The sequence below is a fragment of the Streptomyces sp. NPDC005402 genome (assembly GCF_040606575.1).
Taxonomy (GTDB): Bacteria; Actinomycetota; Actinomycetes; order Streptomycetales; family Streptomycetaceae; genus Streptomyces.
On the sequence record NZ_JBEXFB010000004.1, the window covers coordinates 468,116 to 492,416 of the forward strand.

Here is a 24,301-nt window from a genome sequence, read left to right on the forward strand (position 1 = left end):
GGCTTCCGAAGCCCGTGAGGCCCTCTGGGGCCGAGCGGTGCGAGGGGGGCCGTCGAGGATGGTGCCCATGTGCGAGGGCGGCGGACAGGCGAACGTGACGGTCATTGAACGCCTGTGAGGCCCTCCAGGACTTCCGCCGCCTCCCTCATGATCCGGTCCACCAGCTCCGCGCACGACGGCAGGTCGTCGATCACTCCGGCGACCTGCCCCGACGCCATGACCCCGAGATCCGTACGGCCGTCCACCATCGCCGACCTGAGGAGCATCGGGGTGTTGGCGGCGAGGAGGACCTGGCTCCAGGTGAGGTCTTTGCCGTGGCGCATCGCGAGGCCGTCGTGGAGGAGCTGTCGCCAGGTCAGGCCGGAGAGGCCCCGGAAGCCGGCCGCGTGCCGGCCGGCCCGCAGCAGGGCGCGCGTACGGCCCGCGCGCTCCAGGGAGTCCACCAGCTCCGTGCGGAGCATGCGGTGCGGAAGGCCGTCGACCGCCCGGGTCACCGTCACGTCCTTGACCGTCGCCGCCAGATAGCGTGCCTTCACCGCGTCCGGCACCGTCGACTCCGAGGTGAGCAGGAAGCGGGTGCCCATGGCGACGCCCGCCGCCCCGTACGCCAGCGCCGCGACCAGACCCCGCCCGTCGAAGAAGCCGCCCGCCGCCACGACCGGGATGTCCACCGCGTCCACCACCTGCGGCAGCAGGACCGTCGTCGCCACCTCCCCGGTGTGCCCGCCGCCCTCCCCGCCCTGCACGATCACCGCGTCCGCGCCCCAGGCCGCGACCTTCTCGGCGTGTCTGCGGGCGCCGACGGACGGGACGACGACCACCCCCGCCTCCTTGAGCGCGCCGATCAGCTCGGCGGAGGGCGCGAGGGCGAAGGACGCCACCCGCACCCCCTCGTCGATGATCACGCGCACCCGGTCACCGGCGTCGGCCGCGTCGGCCCGCAGATTGACCCCGAAGGGCGCGTCCGTACGGGACCTGACCTCCCGTACGGCGTCCCGGAGCCGGTCGAGCGTCATGGTCGCCGAGGCCAGGATGCCGAGCGCGCCCGCGTTCGCCGTGGCGGAGACCAGCCGGGGCCCCGCCACCCACCCCATCCCGGTCTGCACGATCGGGTGTCTGATCCCGACCAGCCGGGTGAGCGCGGTCTCCATCAGTCGCCGACCTCCCGTGCACGGGTGCGGGCCGGGTCGAGCACCTCGCGGATCAACTTCAGTTCATGGGCGGTCGGTTCGCGGGTGTACGGCACCTCGTCCGGGAGCACCGGATCGAAGCCGGTGGCCTCCCGGACCTGTTCCACGGTCACTCCCGGATGCAGCGAGGCCAGCCGCATCGAGTGGTCCGGGGTCTCGAAGTCGAAGACGCCCAGGTCGGAGACGACCCGCGGGATGCGGTGGAAACGTGCCCCGGCGGCGTGGTCGTACCCGACCCCGCACACCATGTCGACCTTCTCGACGAAGACCCGGCGGGAGTGTTTCGGAACCCAGTAACTGGTCGGGTTGTTCAGGGTGTTGACCGGTGCGCCCCGCACCCCCAGCAGTTGCCGTTTCGGCCTCGCCCAGTCGCCGATGCAGGAGATGTTCTGGTTGCCGTGGCGGTCGATCTGGCTCGCGCCCATCATCACGTGCCGTCGGCCGCCGGTGACCAGGGCGAGGTGCTCGCGGTAGGGCAGCCAGCCCTCGGGTGTGCCGTCCGGGCGGACCAGCAGGGCCTCGCCGTCGGTCAGCAGCAGGTCGGGGGAGAAGGTGAGACGGGCGAGCCGGGCTCCGATCGAGGGGACCAGTCCCATCGGGCTCGCCAGGATCTCGCCCGCGTCCCGCCAGGCCTCGGCGCAGGCGATCACGCAGTACTCACTCCGGGTCGCGGTCATGAAGTCCTCCCCCGAGATACCGTGCGGCGAACTCCGGCCAGGGCGTGGTCGCGTACTCCCGCTGTGCGGCCTCGTCCCGGCCGTAGTCGGGGGCGCAGGAGGTGAAGTGCGCGCCGCCCGGAGCCTCGACCACACCCGTGACCGTGTGCCGTTTGACCAGCAGTGACTGCGGTGGCGCCGCCTTGGTCAGCTCCGCGGTGTCCACGATCCGTTCGCAGGAGAGGTAGGCGGTGTCGGCCGCCTCGCAGAACAGGTCGTCGAAGTACGGGTCGGGTCCGAGGTACTGGCCGTTGCCGAGCCGGTCGGCGCGGTTCAGATGCACCAGGGCGGCATCCATCCTGAGCGCGGGCATGGCCACGAACGTCTCCTGGTCGTCGTACGGCGAGGTCACCGTCCGCAGACCGGGGTTGACCCGCATGACGTCCGAACCGATGCCGGCCCGCACCGGCAGGAACGGCAGCCGGTGCGCGGCTGCCCGCAGGCCCCACATGAACATCGCCTCGTCGATCTCCATGAGTTCGAAGGCGCCGCGCTCGCGGGCCGCCCGGTAATGGGGTTCGAGGGGGATCGAGTCGAGGGTGACGAAGGCGGCGACGAGCTTGCGGATACGTCCGGCCGCGGCGAGCATGCCGACGTCCGGGCCGCCGTACGAGACGATCGTCAGGTCGGTGACGTCCGAGCGCAGCAGCGCGCGCACCAGGGCCATCGGCTTGCGGCGCGAACCCCAGCCGCCGATGCCGACGGTCATGCCGCTGTGCAGCCGGGAGACGACCTCGTCGGCCGTCATGGTCTTGTCGCTCACCCGTCCTCCCTGCCGAACCTGTCACGGACCCGGTCGGCGACCCCGCTGACGCTCGCCTCGTAGGTGAAGCCCTGCTCGTAGCGGTAGCTGCGGCGGACGTCGACCGGGTCGATGCCGTTGATGGCGGCCTTGGCGAGGCGCAGCAGCTCGCCGTCCTTGGCGGCGATCTCGCGGGCGGACTCCAGGGCCCTGGCGGCGAGTTCGTCCCTCGGGACCACCTTCCACACCGAACCGTGCCGGTGCAGTTCGGCGGCGGTGACCGTGCGGGAGGTGAAGTACAGGGCGCGCATGAGGTGCTGGGGCACCAGGCGGGCCAGGTGGGTGGCCGCGCCGAGGGCCCCGCGGTCCAGCTCGGGCAGGCCGAAGGTGGCGTCCTCGCTCGCCACGATCACATCCGCGTTGCCCACCAGGCCGACGCCTCCGCCCAGGCAGAATCCCTGCACGGCCGCCACCACGGGCACCTCGCAGTCGTACACCGCCGAAAAGGCCGCGAAACAACCGCGGTTGGCGCCGACGAGGGCGGCCGGGCCGCGCGCCTGGATCTCCTTGATGTCCACGCCCGCGTTGAAGCCACGCCCCTCGGCCGCAAGGACCACACACCTGACCGCCGGATCACGGCCCGCCGCGCGCACGGCGTCGGCCAGGGCGAACCAGCCGTCCACCGGAAGGGCGTTCACCGGCGGGAAGTCGACCCCGACCAGGACGATCCCCTTTTCCGGGGACGAGGTGGAGACACCCATGGCCGCATCAGCTACCTTTCCACCAAACGTTTGTTAGGTGAAGGGTAGCGGTGAATGGAGCCGAACGGGAGGGTCGTGGTCGTCACCGGCGGCACGCGTGGAGTCGGCGCCGGGATCGCCCGCTCCTTCGCGAAGGCAGGGGCGGACGTCGTCGTCTGTGCGCGCAGACCGCCCGAAGTCCCCTTGCCGAAGGCTCGGTTCGTGGAACTCGACGTCCGGGACGCCGACGCCGTACGGCACTTCTTCACCGAACTGCCGCGCCTGGACGTGCTGGTCAACAACGCGGGAGGGACGCCCTACCGTCTGCTCGCCGACGCTCGCGCCGAACAACACGCCCACGTACTGGAGTTGAACCTCCTCGCCCCCCTGACGGTGTCCCTGGCCGCCTACGAGCACCTGAGACGGACCCGGGGCTCGATCGTCATGATCGGGAGCGTCAGCGGTGGCCGGCCCTCACCCGGGGCGGCCGCGTACGGTGCGGCCAAGGCGGGCCTGGAGAACCTCGCCCGCTCGATGGCCGTGGAGTGGGCGCCGGACGTGCGGGTGAACACCCTGGTCGTCGGCATGGTCCGCACCGAGCGGTCGCAGCTGCACTACGGCGACGAGGAGGGTGTCGCCGCCGTCTCCCGCACGGTCCCGCTCGGCCGCCTCGCCGAGCCCTCGGACGTGGGCGCGGCCGCCGTGTTCCTCGCCTCGGACGCCGCCGCGTACATCAGCGGGGCCTCTCTCCTGGTGCACGGCGGCGGGGAGCGGCCGGCGTTCCTCGACGCGGCAACTGTCAACAAGGAGACGTGAGATGACCGGAATCTGCGACGGCCGGGTCGTCGTCGTCACCGGCGCGGGCCGCGGTCTCGGCCGCGCCCACGCGCTCGCCTTCGCCGCCGAGGGCGCCCGGGTCGTCGTCAACGACCTCGGCGTCGGCCTCGACGGCACACCGGACCCCGACAGCCCCGCCTTCCTCGTCGCCGAGGAGATCCGCGCGGCGGGCGGCGAGGCGGTCGCCCACGGCGGCGACATCGCGACACCCGACGGCGCCGCCTCCCTCGTCCGGGCCGCTCTGGAGACGTACGGCCGCCTCGACACCCTCGTCAGCAACGCCGGGTTCCTGCGCGACCGGATGCTGGTCAACCTTGAGGAGGACGACTGGGACGCGGTGCTGCGGGTCCATCTCAAGGGCCACTTCCTGCCGCTGAAGCACGCGGCGGCGCATTGGCGGGCGGAGACGAAGGCGGGCCGTACGCCGGTGGCCAGGATCGTCAACACGTCGAGCGGTGCAGGCCTGTTGGGCTCGGTGGGGCAGGCCAACTACAGCGCGGCGAAAGCGGGGATCGTCGGTCTCACCCTGGTCGCGGCGGCCGAACTCGCCCGCTACGGCGTCCAGGTCAACGCGATCGCCCCCGCGGCCCGGACGAGGATGACGGAACGCACCTTCGCCGACACCATGACGGCCCCGTCCGACGGCTTCGACGCGATGGCCCCGGAGAACGTGTCCCCGCTGGTGGTCTGGCTGGGCTCGGAGGCGAGCGCGGGAGTGAGCGGCAGGGTCTTCGAAGCGGAGGGCGGCCGCATCACGGTGATGGAGGGCTGGAGACCGGGCCCGAGCGCCGACAAGGGGGCGCGATGGACCCCGGCAGAGGCTGGAGAGACGGCACGCAAGCTGCTGTGCGAGGCGGAGACACCGGCCCCGGTGTACGGGGCGTGACCGGATCCACCCAGGGGCGCGGGGCTGAATCTATGTGCGGCTCCGCCGCGGGGGCGCGACCAGCCACCACGCACCCGCAGACGCCACGAAACCCTATGTGTCGCACTCCAGCACCGTCCGGCACACAGCACACCGCGCCCGCACCCGCCCCCGAACCGGCACCCGAATTCGCTGATGACAGGTAGGACAGGGAAACGACACCCGCAGCCGCCCGCCCCCGTCGGGGGTGAACGTGTAGGGCACCCCGGGCTGCGGCCCCGGACCCGCGTGCCGCCGGTCACGGGCGTACCGGCGCCTCCCCGCCCACCCGGCGGCCGTGAGCGGCGGCTGCTGCTCGTCCTCCCGGGCCTGCGCCATCCCCTTCACGTACGCCGTATAGGCCTGCGCGCTGGTGAACCACACCGAGGGATCCTCCCCGAACACCAGCGACCGCTTCGCCAGCACGTACCCGAACTCCTCAGGCGTGAGATACCCCAGCTTCTGCGACGACGCCGCGTCCTCCCGGTACGCGTCCAGCAGCAGCCACCCCGCCCCCAGATACGTCGTCGCCGTGTCCGTGAGGATCTCGTTCTCCCGCACCCCGGGGAAGGAGAGGTCCAGCCGGTGCAGATACACGTGCATGACCTCGTGGGCCAGCGCCGCGCCGATGTCCCGCCGATGGGTGCGGAAACGGTCGTTCAGCTCGACGAAGTACTCGGGGCCCGCGGTGAGTTCGACGTTCGCGGCGTGGGTCATCTCCCGGAAGCTGACGACGAACCGGGCGTCCGGCAGCCGGTAGTGCCGCACCAGCTCCCGGGCCACCCGCTGCGCGCCGAGATAGAGGTCGTCCGTGTCGCAGAACGCCACGTCCACCGGGGCCACGCTCGTCGCGAACGTCTGGACGGTGTCGTAGGAGAGCCGCTTGTAGAGCGCGTTGATCGAGGCCCGCACCGTCTCCAGGTGCGGGTACCCGTGCTGGACCGGTCCGTCGTTCGTCACGCCCGTACCCCCAAGACGCCCAGAACCCGATTCCACTCTACGAGCTCTACGAGGTCGCGGGCGGATTCTCGTGGGCCGGATCCGGGGCGCGCAGCCGAAGCGCGGGTGCGTGGGCGGGTGCCTCCTCCAGCTCCAGCACCCACACGTCGTTGCCGCCCTCCCGCAGCACCGGCCCGGGCACGTACAGCGTCCGCTGCGGGCCCGCGGACCAGTACCGGCCGAGGTTGAAGCCGTTGACCCACACGAACCCCCGGGTCCAGCCCGGCAGCTCCAGCACCGCGTCCCCGGCGCCCCGCACGCTCACCTCACCCCGGTACAGCCCCGGCGAGCCGCCCCCCGGGACCGCCCCGAACCCGATCCCCGTCACGATGTCCAGCGCATCCAGCCGCAGCCCCCGCGCCCGCACCCCGTGCAGGAACTGCCGCTCGTGCAGCAGCCCCCCGGTGATCCCCTTGGCCTCCCCGCTCCGGGGCCCGTAGTTGACCCGCCCCAGCGACTCCACCCACAGCTCCACGCGCGCGTGCCCCGCGACCGGCTCCTTGAGCTGCGCCTCGTCCTCCGTGAGCACCCCGGCCCGCTCCCCGTCGACGTACACCACCGCGAGATCCCTGAGCCCCCGCGCGGTCAACGGGTACGGCTGCCGCGGCCCCGGCACGGTCACCTCGTACCGCACGAGCCCCCGGTCGACGTCCAGCTCCTCGAAGACCGGCGGGACGGGCCCCTCGACGAGCGGACCGCCGCGCTCCTCCAGCACGGCGGACAGGGAAACCCATCCGGACAGGTGCACGTCACCGGGCGCACCCAACACCCCCGGCGCGGGCGGCAGGTCCGCCACCGGACCGTACGCGGACAGCACCTCACGGAAACGCCAGAACTTCTCCGTCGGCCTGCCGTACTCGTCGATCGGCGCGTCGTAGTCGTACGACGTCACGTCCGGCTCCAGCGGACCGTCGTGCAGCGCGCCCCCGCCCCGGTTGGCGCCCGCCCAGCCCGCGAAGTTCGTGCCCCCGTGCGCCATGTAGAGGTTCACCGAGGCCCCGCACTCCAGGATCTCCCGCAGCGCCGCGGCCGCGTCCTCAGCGTCGCGCACGACGCGCTCCCCGCCCCAGTGCTCGAACCAGCCGCACCAGAACTCCATGCACATCAGCGGGCCGTCCGGCCGGTACCGGCGCAGCGTCTCGAAGGCCGTGCGCGCGTCGGAGCCGAAGTTCACCGTGGCCAGGACACCGGGGACCGAGCCGCCGGTGAGCATGTGGTCCTCGGGGCCGTCCGAGGTGCACAGCGGTACGGACACGCCCTTCGCGCGCAGCAGTGCGGCCAGCCACCGCAGGTACCCGGCGTCCGAACCGTAGCTGCCGTACTCGTTCTCCACCTGCACCATCAGCACCGGGCCGCCGCGGTCGATCTGCCGCTCCACGACCTGCGGCAGCAGCCGCCCGAACCAGCGCTCCACCCGCGTGAGGTACCGCTCGTCGCTCGTGCGCGCATGACCCCGCAGCCAGTGCGGCAGACCGCCGTTCTCCCACTCCGCGCAGATGTAGGGGCCCGGGCGGACGATCGCCCACAGCCCGGCCTCCCGGGCCGCGTCCAGGAACCGGCCCAGCGCCTCCACGTCCCGGAACTCGCCCGGATGCGGCTCGTGCAGGTTCCACGGCACGTACGTCTCCACGCAGTTGAGGCCCATCGCCCGCAGCATCGCCAGCCGGTGCCCCCACTGCGCCTCGTGCACCCGGAAGTAGTGCAGCGCGCCGGACAGCAGCCGCACCGGCCGCCCGTCCAGCAGGAAATCGCTTTCACCCACCGTGAACTCGCTCATAGGCTCCACCCTCACCACTGGCGACGATCACGTCCATGGACAAAGATCGGCGCTGCTTGGACCGAAGCGCAGGCAAGGAGCGCGATGTACCACACCTGGATGCGTTTCCTGACCCCCAGCCCCGTCCACCACCGCCTGGGCCTGGTCTGCCTCGGAGTCGGACTCCAGTACGGCGCGCTGCCCACCGTCGGTCCCCGCACCCTCGACAGCCACGTCGCCGTCGTCATCAGCACCGGCACCGGCTGGTACGAGACTCCCGACGGCCGGCGTACGACCGTCACCGCGCCCTCGCTGCTGTGGCTCACCCCCGGCATCCCCCACCACTACGCCCCCGACCAGGACACCGGCTGGGACGAGGGGTTCGTCGGCTTCACCGGACCCGCCACCGCCACGTACACCGAACTCGGCTACATCGAACCCGACCGTCCCGTCGTGCCCCTGTCCGACGCCACCGGCCCGCGTGCGGTGATCGCCCGCATCGCGCGGGCCGCCCGCCGCGACAACCCCCTCCTGGAGGTGGAGACCGGCGCCGCCGTCCACGAACTGCTGGTCGCCCTGCGCCGCGCCCGCGCCGACCTCGCACCCGACGGCGACCCGGTCCTCAAGGCCCTCGCCCGCGACGCCTTCAAACCGATGTCCGTCGCCGACCACGCCACCCGGCACGGCATGACCCTCGCCGAACTGCGCACCGCCGTCCGCCGTGGCGCCGGCTGCAGCCCCAAGGACTACCTCCTCGGCATCCGCCTCGGCCGCGCCAAGGAACTCCTCGCCGCCACCGAACTCCCCGTCGCCGCCGTCGCCCGCCGCGTCGGCTACGACGACCCCGCCTACTTCTCCCGCCTGTTCACCCGCCGCGTCGGCATGGCCCCGATCCGCTTCCGCGCCCAGGAAAGCCGGACCGTCCCCGGCGGCTGGAGCAACCAGGTACCCGATCCGGACGATCCGCCGAGAATCTGATCGCCGGGGTGGGATCCCCGATCCGCCGAGGAACCGACCACCCGCATCCCCTGACCACCCGCGTCCCCGACCGCTCGCTTCCCCGGACCACCCGCGTCCCCGACCACCCGCTTCCCCACCCCGCCCGATCCGCCGCCGAACCCACCACCCCGCCCCCGTAGGGTTGTCGCTCATGACCACCAGCAACACCGGATCCGGTGACGTCGACCCCGCCGTCCGCGAAGAGCTCGCCCGGCTGCGCGACAGCATCGACAACATCGACGCGGCCGTCGTCCACATGCTCGCCGAGCGGTTCAAGGCCACCCAGCAGGTCGGCCACCTCAAGGCCCGCCACCAGCTGCCGCCCGCCGACCCGGCCCGCGAGGCCCGCCAGATCGAACGGCTGCGCACCCTCGCCGAGAACGCCAAACTCGACCCGGCCTTCGCTGAGAAATTCCTGAATTTCATCATCGCCGAGGTGATCAGACACCACGAGCGCATCGCCGAGGACACCGTCAACGACTCCGCCCCCCTGGCCGATTGACCTCGGCCGACACCCCAGGGAGGTGACACGGCCGCCCGCACCCGGCATGCTGCCCTGTGCACTCGTTGTCAGCCCACGAGCACCCTGTGTCAGCGCACGGGCGTAGGCTGGCTGTCCGCGAGGGAGGGACGTCGGGCCATGCCTTCGGATGCCAAGATCCTCATCGTCGACGACCACGAGGACACGCTCTACGCCCTGGAGAGCGCCCTGGCCCCGCTGGGCTACCGGCTCGGCCGCGCCACCAGCGGTGACGAGGCCCTCAAGCAGGTGCTCCGGGGCCAGGTCGGCCTCCTGCTCCTCGACGTGCGGATGCCCGGCGTCAGCGGCCTCGACGTGGTCCGCTACATGCGGCGCCTGGAGCAGACCCAGCACATCCCCGTCGTCCTGCTCACCGGCTTCGGCCCCGACCACGAACTGACCTCCGCCGCCTTCGCCCTCGGCGTCGCCGACCTCTTGATGAAACCCATCGACCCCTGGGCCCTGCGCACCAAGGTCCGCTACCTCTTCGACGCCCACCGCCGCCACCTCGCCCTCGAACACGAGGTGCGGGAGTTGAGGGCCCTCGTCAAGGACCACACCGAGGACAAGGGCCACTACGAGGACGACGACCCCGCCGTCCACCGGGCCCTGCCCCACCCGGACGCCCGGGTTCCGGTGCAGCGCGGAGAAGGGGCGCACACCGGGGAGCTCGAACAGGACCGGACATAAGGCGTGTACCGATCCGCCTCTGTGAGTTGCCCGTGCCATCAGGCAGCATGTCCTGCATGTCCGTACTGACGCGCGACGAAGCGCAGACCCGTGCCAAGCTCCTCGACGTTCACCACTACGCCATCGCGCTCGACCTCACCACCGGCGACGAGACCTTCGCGTCCCGGACCGTCGTCCGGTTCACCGCGCGCACGGAGGCGGACACCTTTGTCGAACTCAAGCCGGCCGAACTGCGGGAGGCCACCCTCGACGGCCGCCCCCTCGACCCGGAGACCCTCCAGGAGAACCGGCTGCCCCTCAAGGGACTGAGCGCCGGCGAGCACGAACTGCGCATCGACGCCGTCATGCGGTACTCCCGCACCGGCGAGGGCATGCACCGCTTCACCGACCCCAGCGACGGCGAGACCTACGTCTACACCCAGCTCTTCCTCGACGACGTCCAGCGCGTCTTCTCCGCCTTCGACCAACCCGACCTCAAGGCCGTCTTCGACCTGTCGGTGAAGGCCCCCGAAGACTGGACCGTCCTCGCCAACGGCATCACCACCGACCTCGGCGACGGCCACTGGCAGGCCGCCTCCACCCCGCTGATCTCCACCTACCTCGTCGCCGTCGCCGCAGGACCCTGGCACTCCGTGCGCACCGAACACCGCGGCCTGCCCTTCGGCATCCACTGCCGCCGTTCCCTCGCGCCCTACCTGGACCAGGACGCCGACGAACTCTTCGAGATCACCAAGCAGTGCTACGACCGCTACCACGAGAAGTTCGAGGAGCCCTACCCCTTCGACTCCTACGACCAGGCGTTCGTCCCCGAGTTCAACGCCGGCGCCATGGAGAACCCCGGCCTCGTCACCTTCCGCGACGAGTACGTCTACCGCTCCGCCGTCACCGACACCGAACGCCAGACCCGCGCCATGGTCATCGCCCACGAGATGGCCCACATGTGGTTCGGCGACCTCGTCACCCTGCGCTGGTGGGACGACATCTGGCTGAACGAGTCCTTCGCCGAGTACATGGGCTACCAGACCCTCACCGAAGCCACCCGCTTCACCGACACCTGGGTCGACTTCGGCGTCATGCGCAAGGGCTGGGGCTACGACGCCGACCAGCGCCCCTCCACCCACCCCGTCGCCCCCGAAGCCGTCGACGACACCGCCTCCGCCCTCCTGAACTTCGACGGCATCTCCTACGCCAAGGGCGCCTCCGCACTACGGCAACTGGTGACCTGGCTCGGCGAGAAGGACTTCCTCGCCGGCATCAACACCCACTTCGCCCGCCACAGGTTCGCCAACGCCACCCTCGCCGACTTCATCGACTCCCTCGCCTCCGCCACCGAACGCGACGTCCACGCCTGGGCCGACACCTGGCTGCGCACCACCGGCGTCGACACCCTGCGGCCCGTCGTCACCCGCGGCGAGGAAGGCACGTACACCCTCCAGGTCGAACACAAGGGCAGCCGCCCGCACCGCATCGCCGTCGGCCTCTACGACCAGGACGTCGCCGACGAGGGCCGCCACCTCGTCCTGCGCGACCGCCTCGACCTCGACATCCCGCAGAGCACACCGCTGCCCATCGGCAAGCGCCCCACCCTCCTCCTCCTCAACGACGCCGACCTCACCTACACCAAGGTCCGCTTCGACACCGAGTCCTTCAAAGCGGTCACCGAGAGCCTCTCCGGCCTGCCCTCGCCACTGACCCGCGCCGTCGTCTGGAACGCCCTGCGCGACGCCGTCCGCGACGGCGAACTCCCGCCCACCGCCTACCTGGACGCGGCCCGCGCCCACCTCCCGCACGAGACCGACCTCGCCCTCGTCCAGGGCGTCCTCGCCTTCGCCTCCACCTACGTCACCGACCGCTACGTCACCCCCGAACAGCGCCCCGCCGCCCTCACCACCCTCTCCTCCCTGTGCCGCGACCTCATCCGCCGCACCGAGGACGGCGACAACCCCGGCCTGCGCCTGATCGCCGTCCGCCACTGCATCGACGCCGCCGCCCACCCCGACACCATCGCCGCCTGGCTCGCCGACGGCACCGTCCCCGGCGGCCCCGAACTCGACCCCGAACTGCGCTGGCGCGTCCTCGCCCGCCTCGCCGTCCTCGGCGCCACCGACGAGAGCGCCATCGCCGCCGAACTGGCCCGCGACCCCTCCGCCACCGGCCAGGAAGGCGCCGCCCGCTGCCGCGCCGCCCTCCCCACCGAGGACGCCAAAGCACAGGCCTGGGAAGCGATGTTCACCCGCGACGACCTCTCCAACTACCTGTTCACCGCCACCGCCCAGGGCTTCTGGCAACCCGAACAGAGCGACCTCGTACGGCAGTACGTGCCCCGCTACTACGAGGACGCCGTCGCCCTCGCCGCCCGCCGCGGCCCCGCGATCGCCGACGCGGCCGGCCGCTGGGCGTTCCCCGACCACGCCATCGACGAGGACAACCAGGCTCTCGGCCAGGCCTGTCTGCGCGACGCCGACCCCACCCCCGCCCTGCGCCGCAAACTGATCGACCAACTCGACGACCTGGGACGGGCCCTGCGGGTGAGGCAGGCCTAGAGCGGATTTTCCCCGTACGGGAGTACCCCCTTTCGGGTCAGGATCGTTGAACTCTCCGGGCGCGCCCAGGCAACCGCGTCCAAGCTGGAAGCACCCAGCGCCCCCGGAGGTCGACGATGCACACGCCGCCCCTGGCCTCGGGCCCCGAAGGCCCCGCCTCGCTGCGCCCGTTGCTCGACACGGTTCTGGACGCGCTGGGGGAGGGGGCACGGGCGAGGGGAGGCCCACTGCCGGCGGGCGGGCCGGAGGCGGTCGCAGCCCGGGTGCGCGACGCGTTGGGGACCGTACTCCCGGACGAGGGCGACCCGGAGGCCCTACGGCACCTGGTACGGGCCGTGGCGGAAGGCTCGGCGGACCCGGCGGACCCATTCTGCGCGGCCCACCTGCACTGTCCGCCGCTTGCGGTGGCCGCAGCGGCGGACTTGGCCGCGTCAGTGCTGAATCCTTCTCTCGACTCCTGGGACCAGGCCCCGGCGGCGTCAGAGCTGGAGACCCAGGTAACCCGAGCACTGGCAAACGAGGTCTACGCAGACCCACCCAGGGGCGCGGGGAACTGCGCGACGAGCCCCCACCGGCCAGACGCTTTGATCACTACGGGTGGCACCGAATCCAACCAACTCGCCCTCCTCCTGGCCCGGGAGACCCAAGGCCCGGACGTCCGACTCGTCTGCGGTGAAAACGCCCACCACTCCCTCCCCAGGGCCGCCTGGCTACTCGGCATGCCCGACCCGATCATCGTGCCCACCCCCCACGGCACCCTCGACCCCGCCGCCCTCGAAACGATCCCGCACGGCCCGCTGCTCATCGCCGCCACTGCGGGCACCACCGACGCCGGCCTCATCGACCCCCTCCCCGAGATCGCCGCCCTGTGCGCGCAGCGCGGCGCACGGCTGCACATCGACGCCGCCTACGGCGGAGGGCTCCTCTTCAGCGACACCCACCGCCCCCAGCTCACCGGTCTGAGCGCCGCCGACACCGTCACCCTCGACCTGCACAAACTCGGCTGGCAACCCGTCGCCGCAGGACTCCTCGCCGTGCGCGACGCCCACGACCTCACCGCCCTGGACCAACGCGCCGACTACCTCAACGCCGACGACGACACCGAGGCCGGCCTCCCCGACCTCCTGGGCCGCTCCCTGCGCACCACCCGCCGCCCCGACGTCTTCAAGATCGCCGTCACGCTGAAAACCCTGGGACGCACAGGACTCGGCGCCCTCGTCGACCAAGTCTGCTACCAGGCAAGAGAGTTCGCCGGGCTCGTCCACGACCACCCCGGATTCGAACTCCACGAACCCCCCACCATCAGCACGGTCCTGTTCCGCCCCGCGGGCGCCACCGACGACGCCGTGGCCGCCGTACGCCGCCACCTCCTCAGCGACGGCCGCGCCGTCCTCGGCCGAGCCCGCGCGGCAAACCGGCTCTGGCTCAAGGTCACCCTCCTGAACCCCACCACCCGGCCGGCCGACCTCGCCGGACTCCTGAAACTCGTGGAAGGAACCACCCCCCGATGAACCCCCACCCCCCACACCACGAGCCCGACGCACCCCGCGACCTCGTCGGCATCGGCATCGGACCCTTCAACCTCTCCCTCGCCGCCCTCGCCCAGCCCCTCACCGCACTCGACGCCGTCTTCTACGAACAGCGCCCCGCCTTCGGCTGGCACCCCGGCCTGCTCATCGACGGCGCCACCATCCAGGTCCCCTTCCTCGCCGACCTGGTGACCCTCGCCGACCCCGCCAGCGACTGGACCTTCCTCAACTACCTCAAAGCCCGCGAACGCCTCTTCCCCTTCTACTTCGCCGAGCGCTTCCACATCCAGCGCGCCGAATACGACGCCTACTGCCGCTGGGTCGCCGAGCACCTCCCCGGACTCCACTTCAGCCACCAGGTCGACGCCGTCCGCTTCAACCCCGAACGCGACGTCTTCGAGGTCGACTTCACCCAGCTCGACAGCGACGGCGAAGCCGAAGCCCTGGGCCGCACCTACACCAAGAACATCGTCCTCGGCATCGGCACCGAGCCCTATGTGCCGGAGCCGCTGAAGCCCCTCGTCGATGCACCCGGCGTGCCCGTCATCCACGCCACCGACTACCTCGCCCACCGCCAGAGCCTCCTCGCCGCCGACCACATCACCGTCGTCGGCTCAGGCCAGTCCGGCGCCGAAGTCTTCCTCGACCTGCTCCGCAACCGCCCCACCGGCCGCGAACAACTCCACTGGATCGGCCGCACCGAAGCCTTCGCGCCCATGGAGTACTCCAAGCTCGGCCTCGAACACTTCACACCCGACTACACTCGCTACTTCCACGCCCTGTCCGAGAGCGTCCGCGACCGCCTCGGCACCACCCAGTGGCAGCTCCACCGCGGCATCGACGCCGGCACCATCACCGCCATCCACGACGAGCTCTACCGCCGCACCCTGCACGGCGGCTGGCCCGACGCCGTCCTCACCCCCGGCGTCCGCGTCCGCACCGCGGGCAGAATCGCCACCACGAAGATCGAACTCCACCTCGAACACCTCCAGCAGGGCACCCGCTCCCGCCTCACCACCGACGCCGTCGTCCTCGCCACCGGCCACCGCGAACGCCCCCTCGACCGCATCCTCGCCGGACTCGACCCCTACATGCGCCGCGACAGCCGCGAACGCCCCCGCGTCGACGAACACTTCCGCCTCGTCCTCGACTCCTCCGTCACCGGCGCCGACTGCCACATTCACGTCCAGAACGCCGAACGCCACACCCACGGCGTCGGCACCCCCGACCTCGGCCTCGCCGCCTGGCGCAGCGCCACCATCCTCAACACCGTCACCGGCAAGGACGCCTACCCGCTCCCCACCCGCACCGCCTTCACCACCTTCGGCCTCGAAGACCGCCTGCCGCAGATCCCACCCGCCCGCCGGGCCCCCGTCCTGACCCCCCTCGTCGAAGGACGCTGAGAAAACCGGCGGCGGCGGAAGAACCCGGGCACCGGACCGGTTGGCCCCCGCATGACGACCACCTGGACCGCCGCCCACCGCGCCGCCGCCATCAGCCCCCACGAGAGCCTCGCCCTCTTCGAGTCCCGCGGCTTCAGTGACCAGACCGTCCGCCAGTCCCTGCGCCTCGCCGGCGGCGGCCACGCCATCCGCATCCGCCTCACCAACCGTTACGGCCAGGAGCCACTGGAGATCGGCGGCGCCCACCTCGCCCTGCGCACCAAGGGCAGCGGCATCGACCCCGGCAGCGACACCCCGCTCCACTTCTCCGGCACCCCCACCGTCACCATCCCCGCCGGCCAGGAGACCATCAGCGACCCCGTCGAGCTACCGGTGACCGCCGGAGAAGAACTCTCGGTGAGCCTCTACCTGCCCGGCGACACCGGCCTCACCACCTTCACCGCCATGCCCTACGACACCGGCCACGCCGTCCCCGGCAACCAACTGTCCGCCGCCGTCCTCGACAACCCCGAGGAGTTCGCCACCGGCCACCTCCTCGCCGGCGCCGACGTCCTCGCCCCGGCCGGCACCCGCATCGCCGTCGCCTTCGGCGACTCCTGGATCGAAGGCGCCGCCACCACCCCCGGCACCGACAACAGCTTTCCCGGACAGCTCAACCGCCGCCTGCAACACGGCTGGATCGTCAACGCGGGCATCTCCGGCAACCGGCTCCTCACCGACGCCATCGGCGAACACCTCCTCGCCCGCATCGACCACGACGTCCTCGCCGTCCCCGGCGTCAGCCACGTCATCACCCACATCGGCCTCAACGACTTCGGCCTGCCCGGCCACTTCGCCCACCCCGAACCCGCCGAAGGCCCCACCGCGACCGAGTTCAAGGCCGGCCTCACCACCCTCGCCGACCGCCTCCACACCGCCGGACTCACCGTCATCGGCTCCACGATCGGCCCGTACCGAGGCACCGTCCACGAGGGCTACGACACCGAGCGCGGCCAAGCCGTCCGCGCGGAGGTCAACGCCTGGCTCCTCGGCGACACCCACCCCTTCGACGCCGTCATCGACGTCGCCGCAGCCGTCGCGGACCCGGACCAACCCGACCGGATCCGCGCCGACTTCAACGCCGGCGACGGCCTGCACGTCAACGACGCCGGCGCGAAAGCCATCGCCGACGCCGTGGACGTGACCCTGCTGGATCTCTAGAACACGGGGGTTCCGTCCCGCGTGAGCCTCCAGTCCACCGACGCGAAGTCCTTCGGGTCCAGCACACCCTTCGCGGTCACCCACTCCGCGATCCGCGTCCGGATCTCCGTCGACTCCGACCACAACTCGGTGGCGGAGGCCACGTGCGGGAACGCCCCGCCACCGTTCGCCCGGTAGTTGTTCACCGCGAACACGAACTTCTGCGCGTCGTCCAGCGCGGCACCGTTGTACGTCAGGTTCTTGATCCGCGAACCCGCCGCCTGCGCGATGTCGATCTCGTACGACAGCCCCGACACATAGTCGTAGTTGTAGTCCGGACGATTGCCCGCGTTCGTCAGCTTCTCCACGTCGACCGGCGCACCGGCCGCCGTCTGCGCGAAGTACTCCGCCGAGTACTCCAGGTACGCCCTGACCTGCGCACCCGTCAGCAACTTCGCCACCAGCGTGTTGTCGTACACGTACAGGCTCGACAGATCCCGGATCGTCACCTCACCGGCCGGGATCTCCGAGGTACGGGAGAACGGGGAGGCCTGCGCGATGACCGGCAGCGAGGCGTACTCGGTCGACGCCAGCGCCGCCCTGACCACGTCCTCCTGCACCTTCGTGATCAGGTCGATGATCGGCGCGTCCTTGTAGCGCGCCTCCACCGTCGTCAGCGTCTGCGTCGCCGTACCGACCACCTGGTTTACATACTTCACGACCACGTCATGGTCGTCCTTCAGCAGCTTCGTGATCTTCGGGTCGTCCGCGACCGAGTTCGAGTTCAGCACCTTCGACGAGACCGACTCGACCGACCAACGCCCCTTCGCGAAGACCAACTCGATGTCGAACAGCGACAACCGCTCCGCGTACGCCAACGGCTCCGACAGCACGACCGTCCTACCGGTCTTCGCGTTGGTGACCTTCAGCTCCGGAATCTCCACATGAGCGTGCCCGACCAGGATCGCGTCGATCCCCGGCACCTGCTGCGCCACCAGCGCCGCCGAATTCTCGACGTACGGCACCTGGTCACCGTAGGAGGAAGTGCCGGAGGAACCCGAGTGCGCCGACACGACCACCACGTCCGCACCCATCGACCGCAGCTTCGGCACCCACTTCGCCGCCTGCTCCTCCAGCCCAGGGAACGTCAACTTCCCCTGCACATAAGCCTTGTCCCAGATCGCGATACCCGGGTTCGTCAGACCCAGCACCGCGACCTTCACCGGCGGCGCGCCCTTCACATGGAACTTCTTGATGAAGTACGGCGGGAACGCGGGCTTCAACGTCTTCGCGTCCAGCGCGTTGGCGCCAAGGAGCGGGAAGTCGCACTGCTCCTCGAACTTCCGCAGCGTCTCGATGCCGTAGTTGAACTCGTGATTGCCCAGCGCCACCGCGTCGTACCCGATGGCGTTCATGGCCGCGGCCATCGGGTGGACGGGACCACCCTTGGCGGTGATCGGATCGACCTTCGCGTAGTAGTACGTCAGCGGCGTGCCCTGGATCGTGTCGCCCGCGTCGAGCAGCAGCGTGTTGCAACGGCCCTTCTCCGCACGGACCTGGTTCACCAACGTCGAGATACGCGACAAACCCTGCGCGTTGCCCGCCGCGTCCTTGTACTCCGCGTCCTTGAAGTAGTCCCAGTTGAAGACATGACCATGCAGGTCGGTGGTGCCCATCACCGTCAGCGAGTACCGCTTCTCGCGCCCCTTCCCGGCCTCCGCGGCCTGGGCGGCCGGAGCACCCACCGCACCGGCCAGAGCGACACCCGCACCGGTCACGGCGGACTTCTCCAGGAACTTCCTGCGGTTCAAGGCCATGTCTTGATCTCCTCGGGGAACGGTCAACGACGCGCGTAGATTCTGACCCGCTCATGCCGAACGGCAACAGCCCCTACAGGTTTCGATCTGATGACCCAACCAGCGACCGACCCGGTCCGTAACCGGCCAAGAACTGACACAGTGGGTCGTTATGGCCAACGACTCCGTTCCCTACGGCACCCCCGACGCCCCCCGCATCGCCGTCCGCGGCGAAGCCCACCTCGAAGTCGACCCCGAGATCGCCCGCCTCGGCATCACCGTCGCCGCCCGCGGCAAGGACCGCCGCACCGCCCTCGACGACCTCACCCGCCGCAACACCACCGTCCTGGACCTCCTCAAGTCCTACGGCGACGCAGTCGAACGCCTGGAAACCGGCTCCTTCTCTGTCACACCCGAACTCAAGGAACACGGCCGCGGCGAACGCGTCCACGCCTACCACGGCCGCGTCCACATCACCGCCGAGCTCACCGACTTCACCGCACTGGGCGAACTGACCACCAAACTGGCCGACCAGGAATTGACGAGAGTCGACGGCCCATGGTGGGCCCTGCGCCGCGACTCACCCGCCTACCGGGACGCCCGCCAGCAAGCCGTACGAGAAGCGGTCCAACGAGCGAGGGAATACGCCGAAGCACTCGGCACCTCACTCGCCGCACTGGTCGAACTCGCCGACATCGGCGCCGAGGACCCCGAACCCCGCTTCGTCGGCAAGGCCAGCCGCGCACGCTCCATGGCCTACGAGACCCAGGCCGCCGACACCGGCGCCGCCCCCCTCGACCTCGAACCCCAACGCCAACACGTCCACGCCCAGGTCAACGCACGCTTCACCATGGCACCACCGAGACTGTGAACGAGCGCCCGAATTTGCACCCGGAATGCTCATCGGAGCAGGGTGCCGCACATTCAACCCTTGTCAACAGCCCTTCACTCAAAGGTCGTTGCCTCGTCATACCTACCCAATTCACTACCCATCGGTAAGGTCTAGGCTCGAAACATGCGCCGAGCAAAGATCGTCTGCACCCTGGGCCCCGCCACCCACTCGTACGACCAGATCAAAGCCCTGGTCGACGCCGGAATGGACGTAGCCCGCTTCAACCTCAGCCACGGCGGCTACGCCGAACACGAGGAGCGCTACCACCACGTCCGCAAGGCCTCCGACGAGACCGGCCGCAGCGTCGGCCTCCTCGCCGACCTTCAGGGCCCGAAGATCCGCCTCGGCCACTTCACCGAAGGCCCCGTACTCCTTGAACGCGGCGACACCTTCAGCATCACCGTGGAAGAGGGCGCCGAGGGCGACCAGCGGTCCTGCGGAACGACGTACAGCGGACTCACCGACGATGTCACTGTGGGTGAGCGCATCCTCGTCGACGACGGCAAGGTCTGCCTGGAGGTCACCTCGGTGGACGGCCCCCGCGTCCACACCACGGTCGTCGAGGGCGGCATGGTCTCGGACCACAAGGGCCTCAACCTCCCGGGCGTGGCGGTCTCGGTGCCCGCCCTCTCCTCCAAGGACGAGGAGGACCTCCGCTGGGCCCTGCGCATGGGCTTCGACGTGATCGCGCTCTCCTTCGTACGGTCCGGCCGCGACATCGAGGACGTCCACCGGATCATGGACTCGGCCGGGCGGCGGGTCCCGGTCATCGCCAAGGTGGAGAAGCCCCAGGCGGTCGAGGCGATCGACGACATCGTCGCGGCCTTCGACGGCATCATGGTCGCGCGCGGAGATCTGGGCGTGGAGATGCCCCTGGAGCAGGTCCCGATCGTCCAGAAACGCGCGATCAAACTGGCCAAGCGGAACGCCAAACCGGTCATCGTCGCCACCCAGATGCTCGACTCCATGATCGAGAACTCCCGGCCCACGAGGGCTGAGGCCTCGGACGTCGCCAACGCGGTCATCGACGGCACGGACGCGGTGATGCTGTCCGGCGAGACCAGCGTGGGCAAGTACGCGGTCGAGACGGTCCGGACCATGGCCAAGATCGTGGCGGCGGCGGAGGAGGACATCCTCGCGAAGGGTCTGCCCCCGCTGACCGAACGCAACAAGCCCCGCACCCAGGGCGGTGCGGTCGCCCGTGCGGCGGCGGAGATGGGCGACTTCCTCGGCGCGAAGTTCCTGGTCGCCTTCACCCAGTCGGGCGACACGGTGCGACGGCTTTCGCGGTACCGGTCCCCGATCCCCCTGCTGGCCTTCACTCCCGAGCCGGCGACTCGGTCCCAGCTCAGCCTTACGTGGGGTGTGGAGACCTTCCTCGGCCCGCAGGTCGACACCACGGACGCGATGGTCGACCAGGTGGACGAGCTGCTGTTGCAGTACGGCCGCTGCGAGAAGGGCGACGTGGTCGTGATCACGGCCGGCTCGCCGCCCGGGGTGTCCGGCTCGACGAACCTGGTCCGGGTGCATCACATCGGGGTGGATGACAAGTAGCTCAGTGTTTGGGACCTACGTGGGTGTCCATCAGGGCTACTGAGGCCTTCCGGGCGATCGAGATGTTGAACGGGTCGCTGCCGCGAGCGAGGGTGGTCCACTCGACGCCTACCTTGTCGAGGGTGTCGGTGAAGAGGCGCCGGATGTCGTCGGACTTGTTGGTGAAGAAGTACCGGGGGTATTCGTAGCGCTTGCGTTCACCGGCTACGAGGCGGGTCGTCCAGTTGGTGATGCGGCACCCGTCGGAGTGGATGAGACCCCGGATGAACTCCCAGGGGTGGGCGTCGACGATCGCCTGCTGCCAGGGTTCGAGGGCGATGAGGCGATCGTGTTTCTTGCCTGGGCCGTGTTGGGGGAACATGCAGGTCCAGTGCTTGGTGTACGACTTCACCTCGACGCAGCCGGGCTTGAAGCGCTGCTTGACGCTGGGCAGCGGCATCACTCTGCGCATGGCGTCTTCAGCGGCAGCAATCAGGCCGGTCTGTGTTGCGTCGCAGAAGATGGATAGATGGTGCTGCTTCGGCTTCGAGATGATGTGGCCATCTCCGAGGTAGAGGCCGAGCAGGTAGGCGTACGCCGTTTCGTCGAACGAGCACCCCGTGCATCGAGGACAGTCCGTTGGCTGCTCGTAGGTCTCACCCCGTGCCTTGCGGTCTTCGCTGCGCCACCAGCCGATGGTTCCGCGTGGGGTGTTTAGGCGCTCCGCGACTGTCCGGTTGGGGACGCCCTGACGCGTCAGTGCGACAGCCTGGGCGCGAATCGAAGGGCTGTGCTGTTCCATGCCGACACTCTGCGAGGATGATCGCGGCGACACGCAGCAAAAAGCGGATGTTCACGAGAACGTGGACATCCGCTTCTTCCTGAATGTGCCCGGTGTGGGATTCGAACCCACATGCCCAAAGGGCACGGCATTTTGAGTGCCGCGAGTCTGACCAGTTCCTCCAACCGGGCAAGCTGGGGCGCTGTCGGGAAGCATACCGGGTCACCGCATGTCCCCGCCTCTAGGTAGGCTGCATAAACAGCAGTACCTGCCCGGCCCGTAACAAGGAGCCCCCGTGACCGCCCCCGAGTCGCCCCAGCCCGTAGACGCGCCCGACGACGACAAGTCGCACGTGCCTCCGCTGACGACCCGTGTCGTCATTGCCGAGGATGAGGCCCTGATCCGGCTCGACCTCAAAGAGATGCTGGAGGAAGAGGGCTACAGCGTCGTAGGCGAGGCAGGCGACGGCGAGCAGGCCATCGAGCTCGCCCGTGAGCACAAGCCGGACCTTGTGATCCTCGACGTGAAGATGCCCAAGATGGACGGGATCTCCGCGGCGGAGAAGATCGCCGAGGAGCGGATCGCCCCGGTCCTGATGCTCACCGCCTTCTCGCAGCGTGACCTGGTCGAGCGGGCGAGGGACGCCGGTGCGATGGCGTATCTCGTCAAGCCCTTCAGCAAGAGCGATGTCGTGCCGGCGATCGAGATGGCGGTGTCCCGGTTCACGGAGCTGAGGGAGCTGGAGAACGAGGTCGCCGACCTGACCCTCCGCCTGGAGACCCGCAAGCTCGTCGACCGGGCGAAGTCGATTCTTCAGACCTCGTACGGTCTGACCGAGCCCGCCGCGTTCCGGTGGATCCAGAAGACGTCGATGGACCGGCGCATGTCGATGCAGCAGGTCGCCGAGGCGGTCATTCAGGATGCCGACGAGAAGAAGGCCAACAAGGGCTGAGATCGGCGGCCGTAAAGACAAAGGCCCGCGTCCCCAGCAGGGGGCGCGGGCCTCAGTCGTATCGCCGAAGGGTCAGTCCTCGCCGAGGTAGGCCTTGCGGACGGACTCGTCGTGGAGCAGGTCCTGGCCGGTGCCGGAGAGGACGATGGTGCCGACCTCCATGACGTGTCCCTGGTCGGCCAGGGACAGGGCGGCCTGGGCGTTCTGTTCGACGAGGAGGATCGTCGTGCCCTGGGACTTGAGTTCGACGATGGTCGCCATGATCTTCTGCATCATGATCGGTGAGAGGCCCATGGAGGGCTCGTCGAGCATGAGGAGCTTCGGCTGGGACATGAGGGCGCGGCCCATGGCCAGCATCTGCTGCTCGCCGCCGGAGAGGGTGCCTGCGGCTTGGTTGCGGCGTTCGCCGAGGATGGGGAAGAGTTCGTAGGCGCGCTGTATGTCCTTTTCGATCCCTTCCTTGTCCTTCCTCAGGAATGCTCCGAGCTGGAGGTTCTCGAAGATCGTGAGGCGGGGGAAGATGTGTCGGCCTTCGGGGGAGTGGGCGAGTCCGAAGGAGACGATCTTGTGGGCGGGTACGCCGCTGAGGGGTTTGCCGTCGAAGAGGATCTTGCCGGAGGTGGGCTTCAGCAGTCCGGACAGTGTCCTGAGTGTTGTCGTCTTGCCGGCGCCGTTGGTGCCGATGAGGGTGACGACCTGGCCTGCTTCGACGCTGAAGGAGATGCCTTTGACGGCTTCGATCTTGCCGTAGGAGACCCGGAGGTCCTCGACTTCGAGGAGTGCGGTCACTGGCCTTCTCCCTTGGTGCTGGTGGTGCTCCGCGCTTCGGCCGCGTCGACTTCGGCGGCTTCTGCTGCGCCGGGGTCGCCGTCGAAGGGTTCGCCGAGGTAGGCCGCGATGACGCGTTCGTCGGCCTGGACGACGTCGGAGGTGCCTTCGATGAGTTTTTCGCCTTGGACGAGGACGGCGACGCGGTCGGAGAGGTTGAAGACGAAGCGCATGTCGTGCTCGATGAGGAGGACGGCGATGCCCTTGTCGCGGATGGCGAAGACCAGTTCCTCGGTCGCCCGCGTCTCCTGGGGGTTCATGCCGGCGGTGGGCTCGTCCAGGAGCAGGAGGCCGGGCTCGGAGGCGAGTGCTCGCGCGATTTCCAGCTTGCGCTGTTCGCCGTAGGGGAGGTTGCGGGCGAGGTGGTCGCGTTTGCCGGCGAGGCCGATGAACTCGAGGAGTTCCATGGCGCGGTCTTCGCTGGCCTTTTCCGCTTTCTTGAAGCCGGGGCCGCGGAGGAGGGCGGACCAGAGGCCTTCCTTGGTGCGGGTGTGGCGGCCTACGAGGACGTTTTCGAGGACCGTCATGTTGGCGAAGAGGCGGATGTTCTGGAAGGTGCGGGCGATGCCGGCCTTGGTCACCAGGTGGGGCTTGGGTGGGAGGACGGTGCCCTTGTAGGAGACCGTGCCTTCGGTGGGGACGTAGAGGCCGGTGAGGCAGTTGAAGAAGGTGGTCTTGCCGGCGCCGTTGGGGCCGATGAGGCCGACGATTTCGCCTGCGTTGACGGTGAAGTCGACCGAGCGGACGGCGGTGAGGCCGCCGAAGCGCATGG

At 69.9% G+C, this 24,301-nt stretch carries 22 protein-coding genes and 1 tRNA gene; 12 read left to right on the plus strand and 11 right to left on the minus strand.

Annotation, left to right across the window (positions count from 1 at the left end; translation table 11 throughout):
* Nucleotides 1–101: 101 nt before the first annotated feature.
* From ABZT02_RS10600 to ABZT02_RS10615, 4 genes are read right to left on the minus strand one after another with little or no spacing between them, the layout of a single operon-like run.
* Complete coding sequence (locus ABZT02_RS10600; protein ID WP_356016258.1) at nucleotides 102–1,151, minus strand: nitronate monooxygenase; 1,050 nt, start codon at nucleotides 1,149–1,151, stop codon at nucleotides 102–104.
* Nucleotides 1,151–1,867 carry a CoA-transferase gene (locus tag ABZT02_RS10605; protein WP_356016260.1) on the minus strand — a complete coding sequence of 239 codons (717 nt, stop codon included), beginning with the start codon at nucleotides 1,865–1,867 and terminating at the stop codon, nucleotides 1,151–1,153. Before ABZT02_RS10605 ends, ABZT02_RS10600 begins: the two co-directional genes overlap by 1 nt.
* Complete coding sequence (locus ABZT02_RS10610) at nucleotides 1,848–2,669, minus strand: CoA-transferase (protein ID WP_356016261.1); 822 nt, start codon at nucleotides 2,667–2,669, stop codon at nucleotides 1,848–1,850. Before ABZT02_RS10610 ends, ABZT02_RS10605 begins: the two co-directional genes overlap by 20 nt.
* Entirely contained in the window at nucleotides 2,666–3,409 is a 744-nt protein-coding gene (locus tag ABZT02_RS10615) for an enoyl-CoA hydratase family protein (protein ID WP_356016263.1), read from the minus strand. The genes ABZT02_RS10610 and ABZT02_RS10615 overlap by 4 nt, the downstream gene beginning before the upstream one ends.
* Nucleotides 3,410–3,463: 54 nt before the next feature.
* Here ABZT02_RS10615 and ABZT02_RS10620 point away from each other — a divergent pair, with 54 nt between their 5' ends.
* On the plus strand, nucleotides 3,464–4,204 hold the full coding sequence (locus ABZT02_RS10620; RefSeq protein ID WP_356016265.1) for an SDR family oxidoreductase: 741 nt from the start codon (nucleotides 3,464–3,466) through the stop codon (nucleotides 4,202–4,204).
* A gap of 1 nt (nucleotide 4,205) precedes the next feature.
* The gene (locus ABZT02_RS10625; protein WP_356016267.1) at nucleotides 4,206–5,111 is read left to right on the plus strand and encodes an SDR family oxidoreductase; all 906 of its coding nucleotides are present in this window, start codon (nucleotides 4,206–4,208) and stop codon (nucleotides 5,109–5,111) included.
* Nucleotides 5,112–5,204: 93 nt separating this feature from the next.
* Here ABZT02_RS10625 and ABZT02_RS10630 read toward each other — a convergent pair whose 3' ends face one another.
* Both ABZT02_RS10630 and ABZT02_RS10635 read right to left on the minus strand, forming a co-directional pair.
* Nucleotides 5,205–6,089 (minus strand): hypothetical protein, encoded by an 885-nt coding sequence (locus ABZT02_RS10630; protein ID WP_356016268.1) that lies wholly within the window; start codon nucleotides 6,087–6,089, stop codon nucleotides 5,205–5,207.
* A 46-nt stretch (nucleotides 6,090–6,135) separates the two neighbouring features.
* Entirely contained in the window at nucleotides 6,136–7,905 is a 1,770-nt protein-coding gene (locus ABZT02_RS10635; protein ID WP_356016270.1) for a beta-galactosidase family protein, read from the minus strand.
* 84 nt (nucleotides 7,906–7,989) lie between these two features.
* Between ABZT02_RS10635 and ABZT02_RS10640 the strand changes: the two genes are divergently transcribed.
* From ABZT02_RS10640 to ABZT02_RS10670, 7 genes are all read left to right on the plus strand, one after another.
* Nucleotides 7,990–8,862, plus strand: coding sequence for an AraC family transcriptional regulator (locus ABZT02_RS10640; RefSeq protein ID WP_356016272.1), 873 nt, complete (start codon nucleotides 7,990–7,992; stop codon nucleotides 8,860–8,862).
* Between the two features lie 172 nt (nucleotides 8,863–9,034).
* Entirely contained in the window at nucleotides 9,035–9,385 is a 351-nt protein-coding gene (locus ABZT02_RS10645) for a chorismate mutase (protein ID WP_356016274.1), read from the plus strand.
* A 138-nt stretch (nucleotides 9,386–9,523) separates the two neighbouring features.
* Nucleotides 9,524–10,093: a response regulator gene (locus ABZT02_RS10650; RefSeq protein WP_356016276.1), complete on the plus strand. Its 570-nt coding sequence runs from the start codon at nucleotides 9,524–9,526 to the stop codon at nucleotides 10,091–10,093.
* A 56-nt stretch (nucleotides 10,094–10,149) separates the two neighbouring features.
* A complete protein-coding gene (pepN, locus tag ABZT02_RS10655; RefSeq protein ID WP_356016278.1) occupies nucleotides 10,150–12,636 on the plus strand; it encodes an aminopeptidase N in 2,487 nt (828 codons plus the stop codon).
* A gap of 116 nt (nucleotides 12,637–12,752) precedes the next feature.
* Nucleotides 12,753–14,147 carry an aminotransferase class V-fold PLP-dependent enzyme gene (locus ABZT02_RS10660; RefSeq protein WP_356016280.1) on the plus strand — a complete coding sequence of 465 codons (1,395 nt, stop codon included), beginning with the start codon at nucleotides 12,753–12,755 and terminating at the stop codon, nucleotides 14,145–14,147.
* On the plus strand, nucleotides 14,144–15,568 hold the full coding sequence (locus ABZT02_RS10665) for a SidA/IucD/PvdA family monooxygenase (RefSeq protein ID WP_356016282.1): 1,425 nt from the start codon (nucleotides 14,144–14,146) through the stop codon (nucleotides 15,566–15,568). Before ABZT02_RS10660 ends, ABZT02_RS10665 begins: the two co-directional genes overlap by 4 nt.
* 51 nt (nucleotides 15,569–15,619) lie before the next feature.
* Entirely contained in the window at nucleotides 15,620–16,768 is a 1,149-nt protein-coding gene (locus ABZT02_RS10670; RefSeq protein ID WP_356016284.1) for a GDSL-type esterase/lipase family protein, read from the plus strand.
* Here ABZT02_RS10670 and ABZT02_RS10675 read toward each other — a convergent pair.
* Nucleotides 16,765–18,564: a 5'-nucleotidase C-terminal domain-containing protein gene (locus tag ABZT02_RS10675; protein WP_356016286.1), complete on the minus strand. Its 1,800-nt coding sequence runs from the start codon at nucleotides 18,562–18,564 to the stop codon at nucleotides 16,765–16,767. The two genes, ABZT02_RS10670 and ABZT02_RS10675, sit on opposite strands and share 4 nt — an antisense overlap.
* 151 nt (nucleotides 18,565–18,715) lie before the next feature.
* Here ABZT02_RS10675 and ABZT02_RS10680 point away from each other — a divergent pair, with 151 nt between their 5' ends.
* Both ABZT02_RS10680 and pyk read left to right on the plus strand, forming a co-directional pair.
* Complete coding sequence (locus ABZT02_RS10680; protein ID WP_356016287.1) at nucleotides 18,716–19,414, plus strand: SIMPL domain-containing protein; 699 nt, start codon at nucleotides 18,716–18,718, stop codon at nucleotides 19,412–19,414.
* A 144-nt stretch (nucleotides 19,415–19,558) separates the two neighbouring features.
* A complete protein-coding gene (gene pyk / locus ABZT02_RS10685) occupies nucleotides 19,559–20,989 on the plus strand; it encodes a pyruvate kinase (protein ID WP_356016289.1) in 1,431 nt (476 codons plus the stop codon).
* A 1-nt stretch (nucleotide 20,990) separates the two neighbouring features.
* Here the strand turns inward: pyk and ABZT02_RS10690 are convergent, their stop codons facing one another.
* Entirely contained in the window at nucleotides 20,991–21,770 is a 780-nt protein-coding gene (locus tag ABZT02_RS10690) for a helix-turn-helix domain-containing protein (RefSeq protein ID WP_356016290.1), read from the minus strand.
* 86 nt (nucleotides 21,771–21,856) lie between these two features.
* Nucleotides 21,857–21,940 (minus strand) — tRNA-Leu (locus ABZT02_RS10695).
* A gap of 104 nt (nucleotides 21,941–22,044) precedes the next feature.
* On the opposite strand from ABZT02_RS10695, the gene ABZT02_RS10700 reads away from it, so the two are divergent.
* A complete protein-coding gene (locus ABZT02_RS10700; protein ID WP_356016291.1) occupies nucleotides 22,045–22,701 on the plus strand; it encodes a response regulator in 657 nt (218 codons plus the stop codon).
* 72 nt (nucleotides 22,702–22,773) lie between these two features.
* Here ABZT02_RS10700 and ABZT02_RS10705 read toward each other — a convergent pair whose 3' ends face one another.
* Nucleotides 22,774–23,490 (minus strand): ABC transporter ATP-binding protein, encoded by a 717-nt coding sequence (locus ABZT02_RS10705; RefSeq protein ID WP_356016292.1) that lies wholly within the window; start codon nucleotides 23,488–23,490, stop codon nucleotides 22,774–22,776.
* Entirely contained in the window at nucleotides 23,487–24,299 is an 813-nt protein-coding gene (locus ABZT02_RS10710) for an ABC transporter ATP-binding protein (protein ID WP_356016340.1), read from the minus strand. The genes ABZT02_RS10705 and ABZT02_RS10710 overlap by 4 nt, the downstream gene beginning before the upstream one ends.
* Nucleotides 24,300–24,301 lie beyond the last annotated feature (2 nt).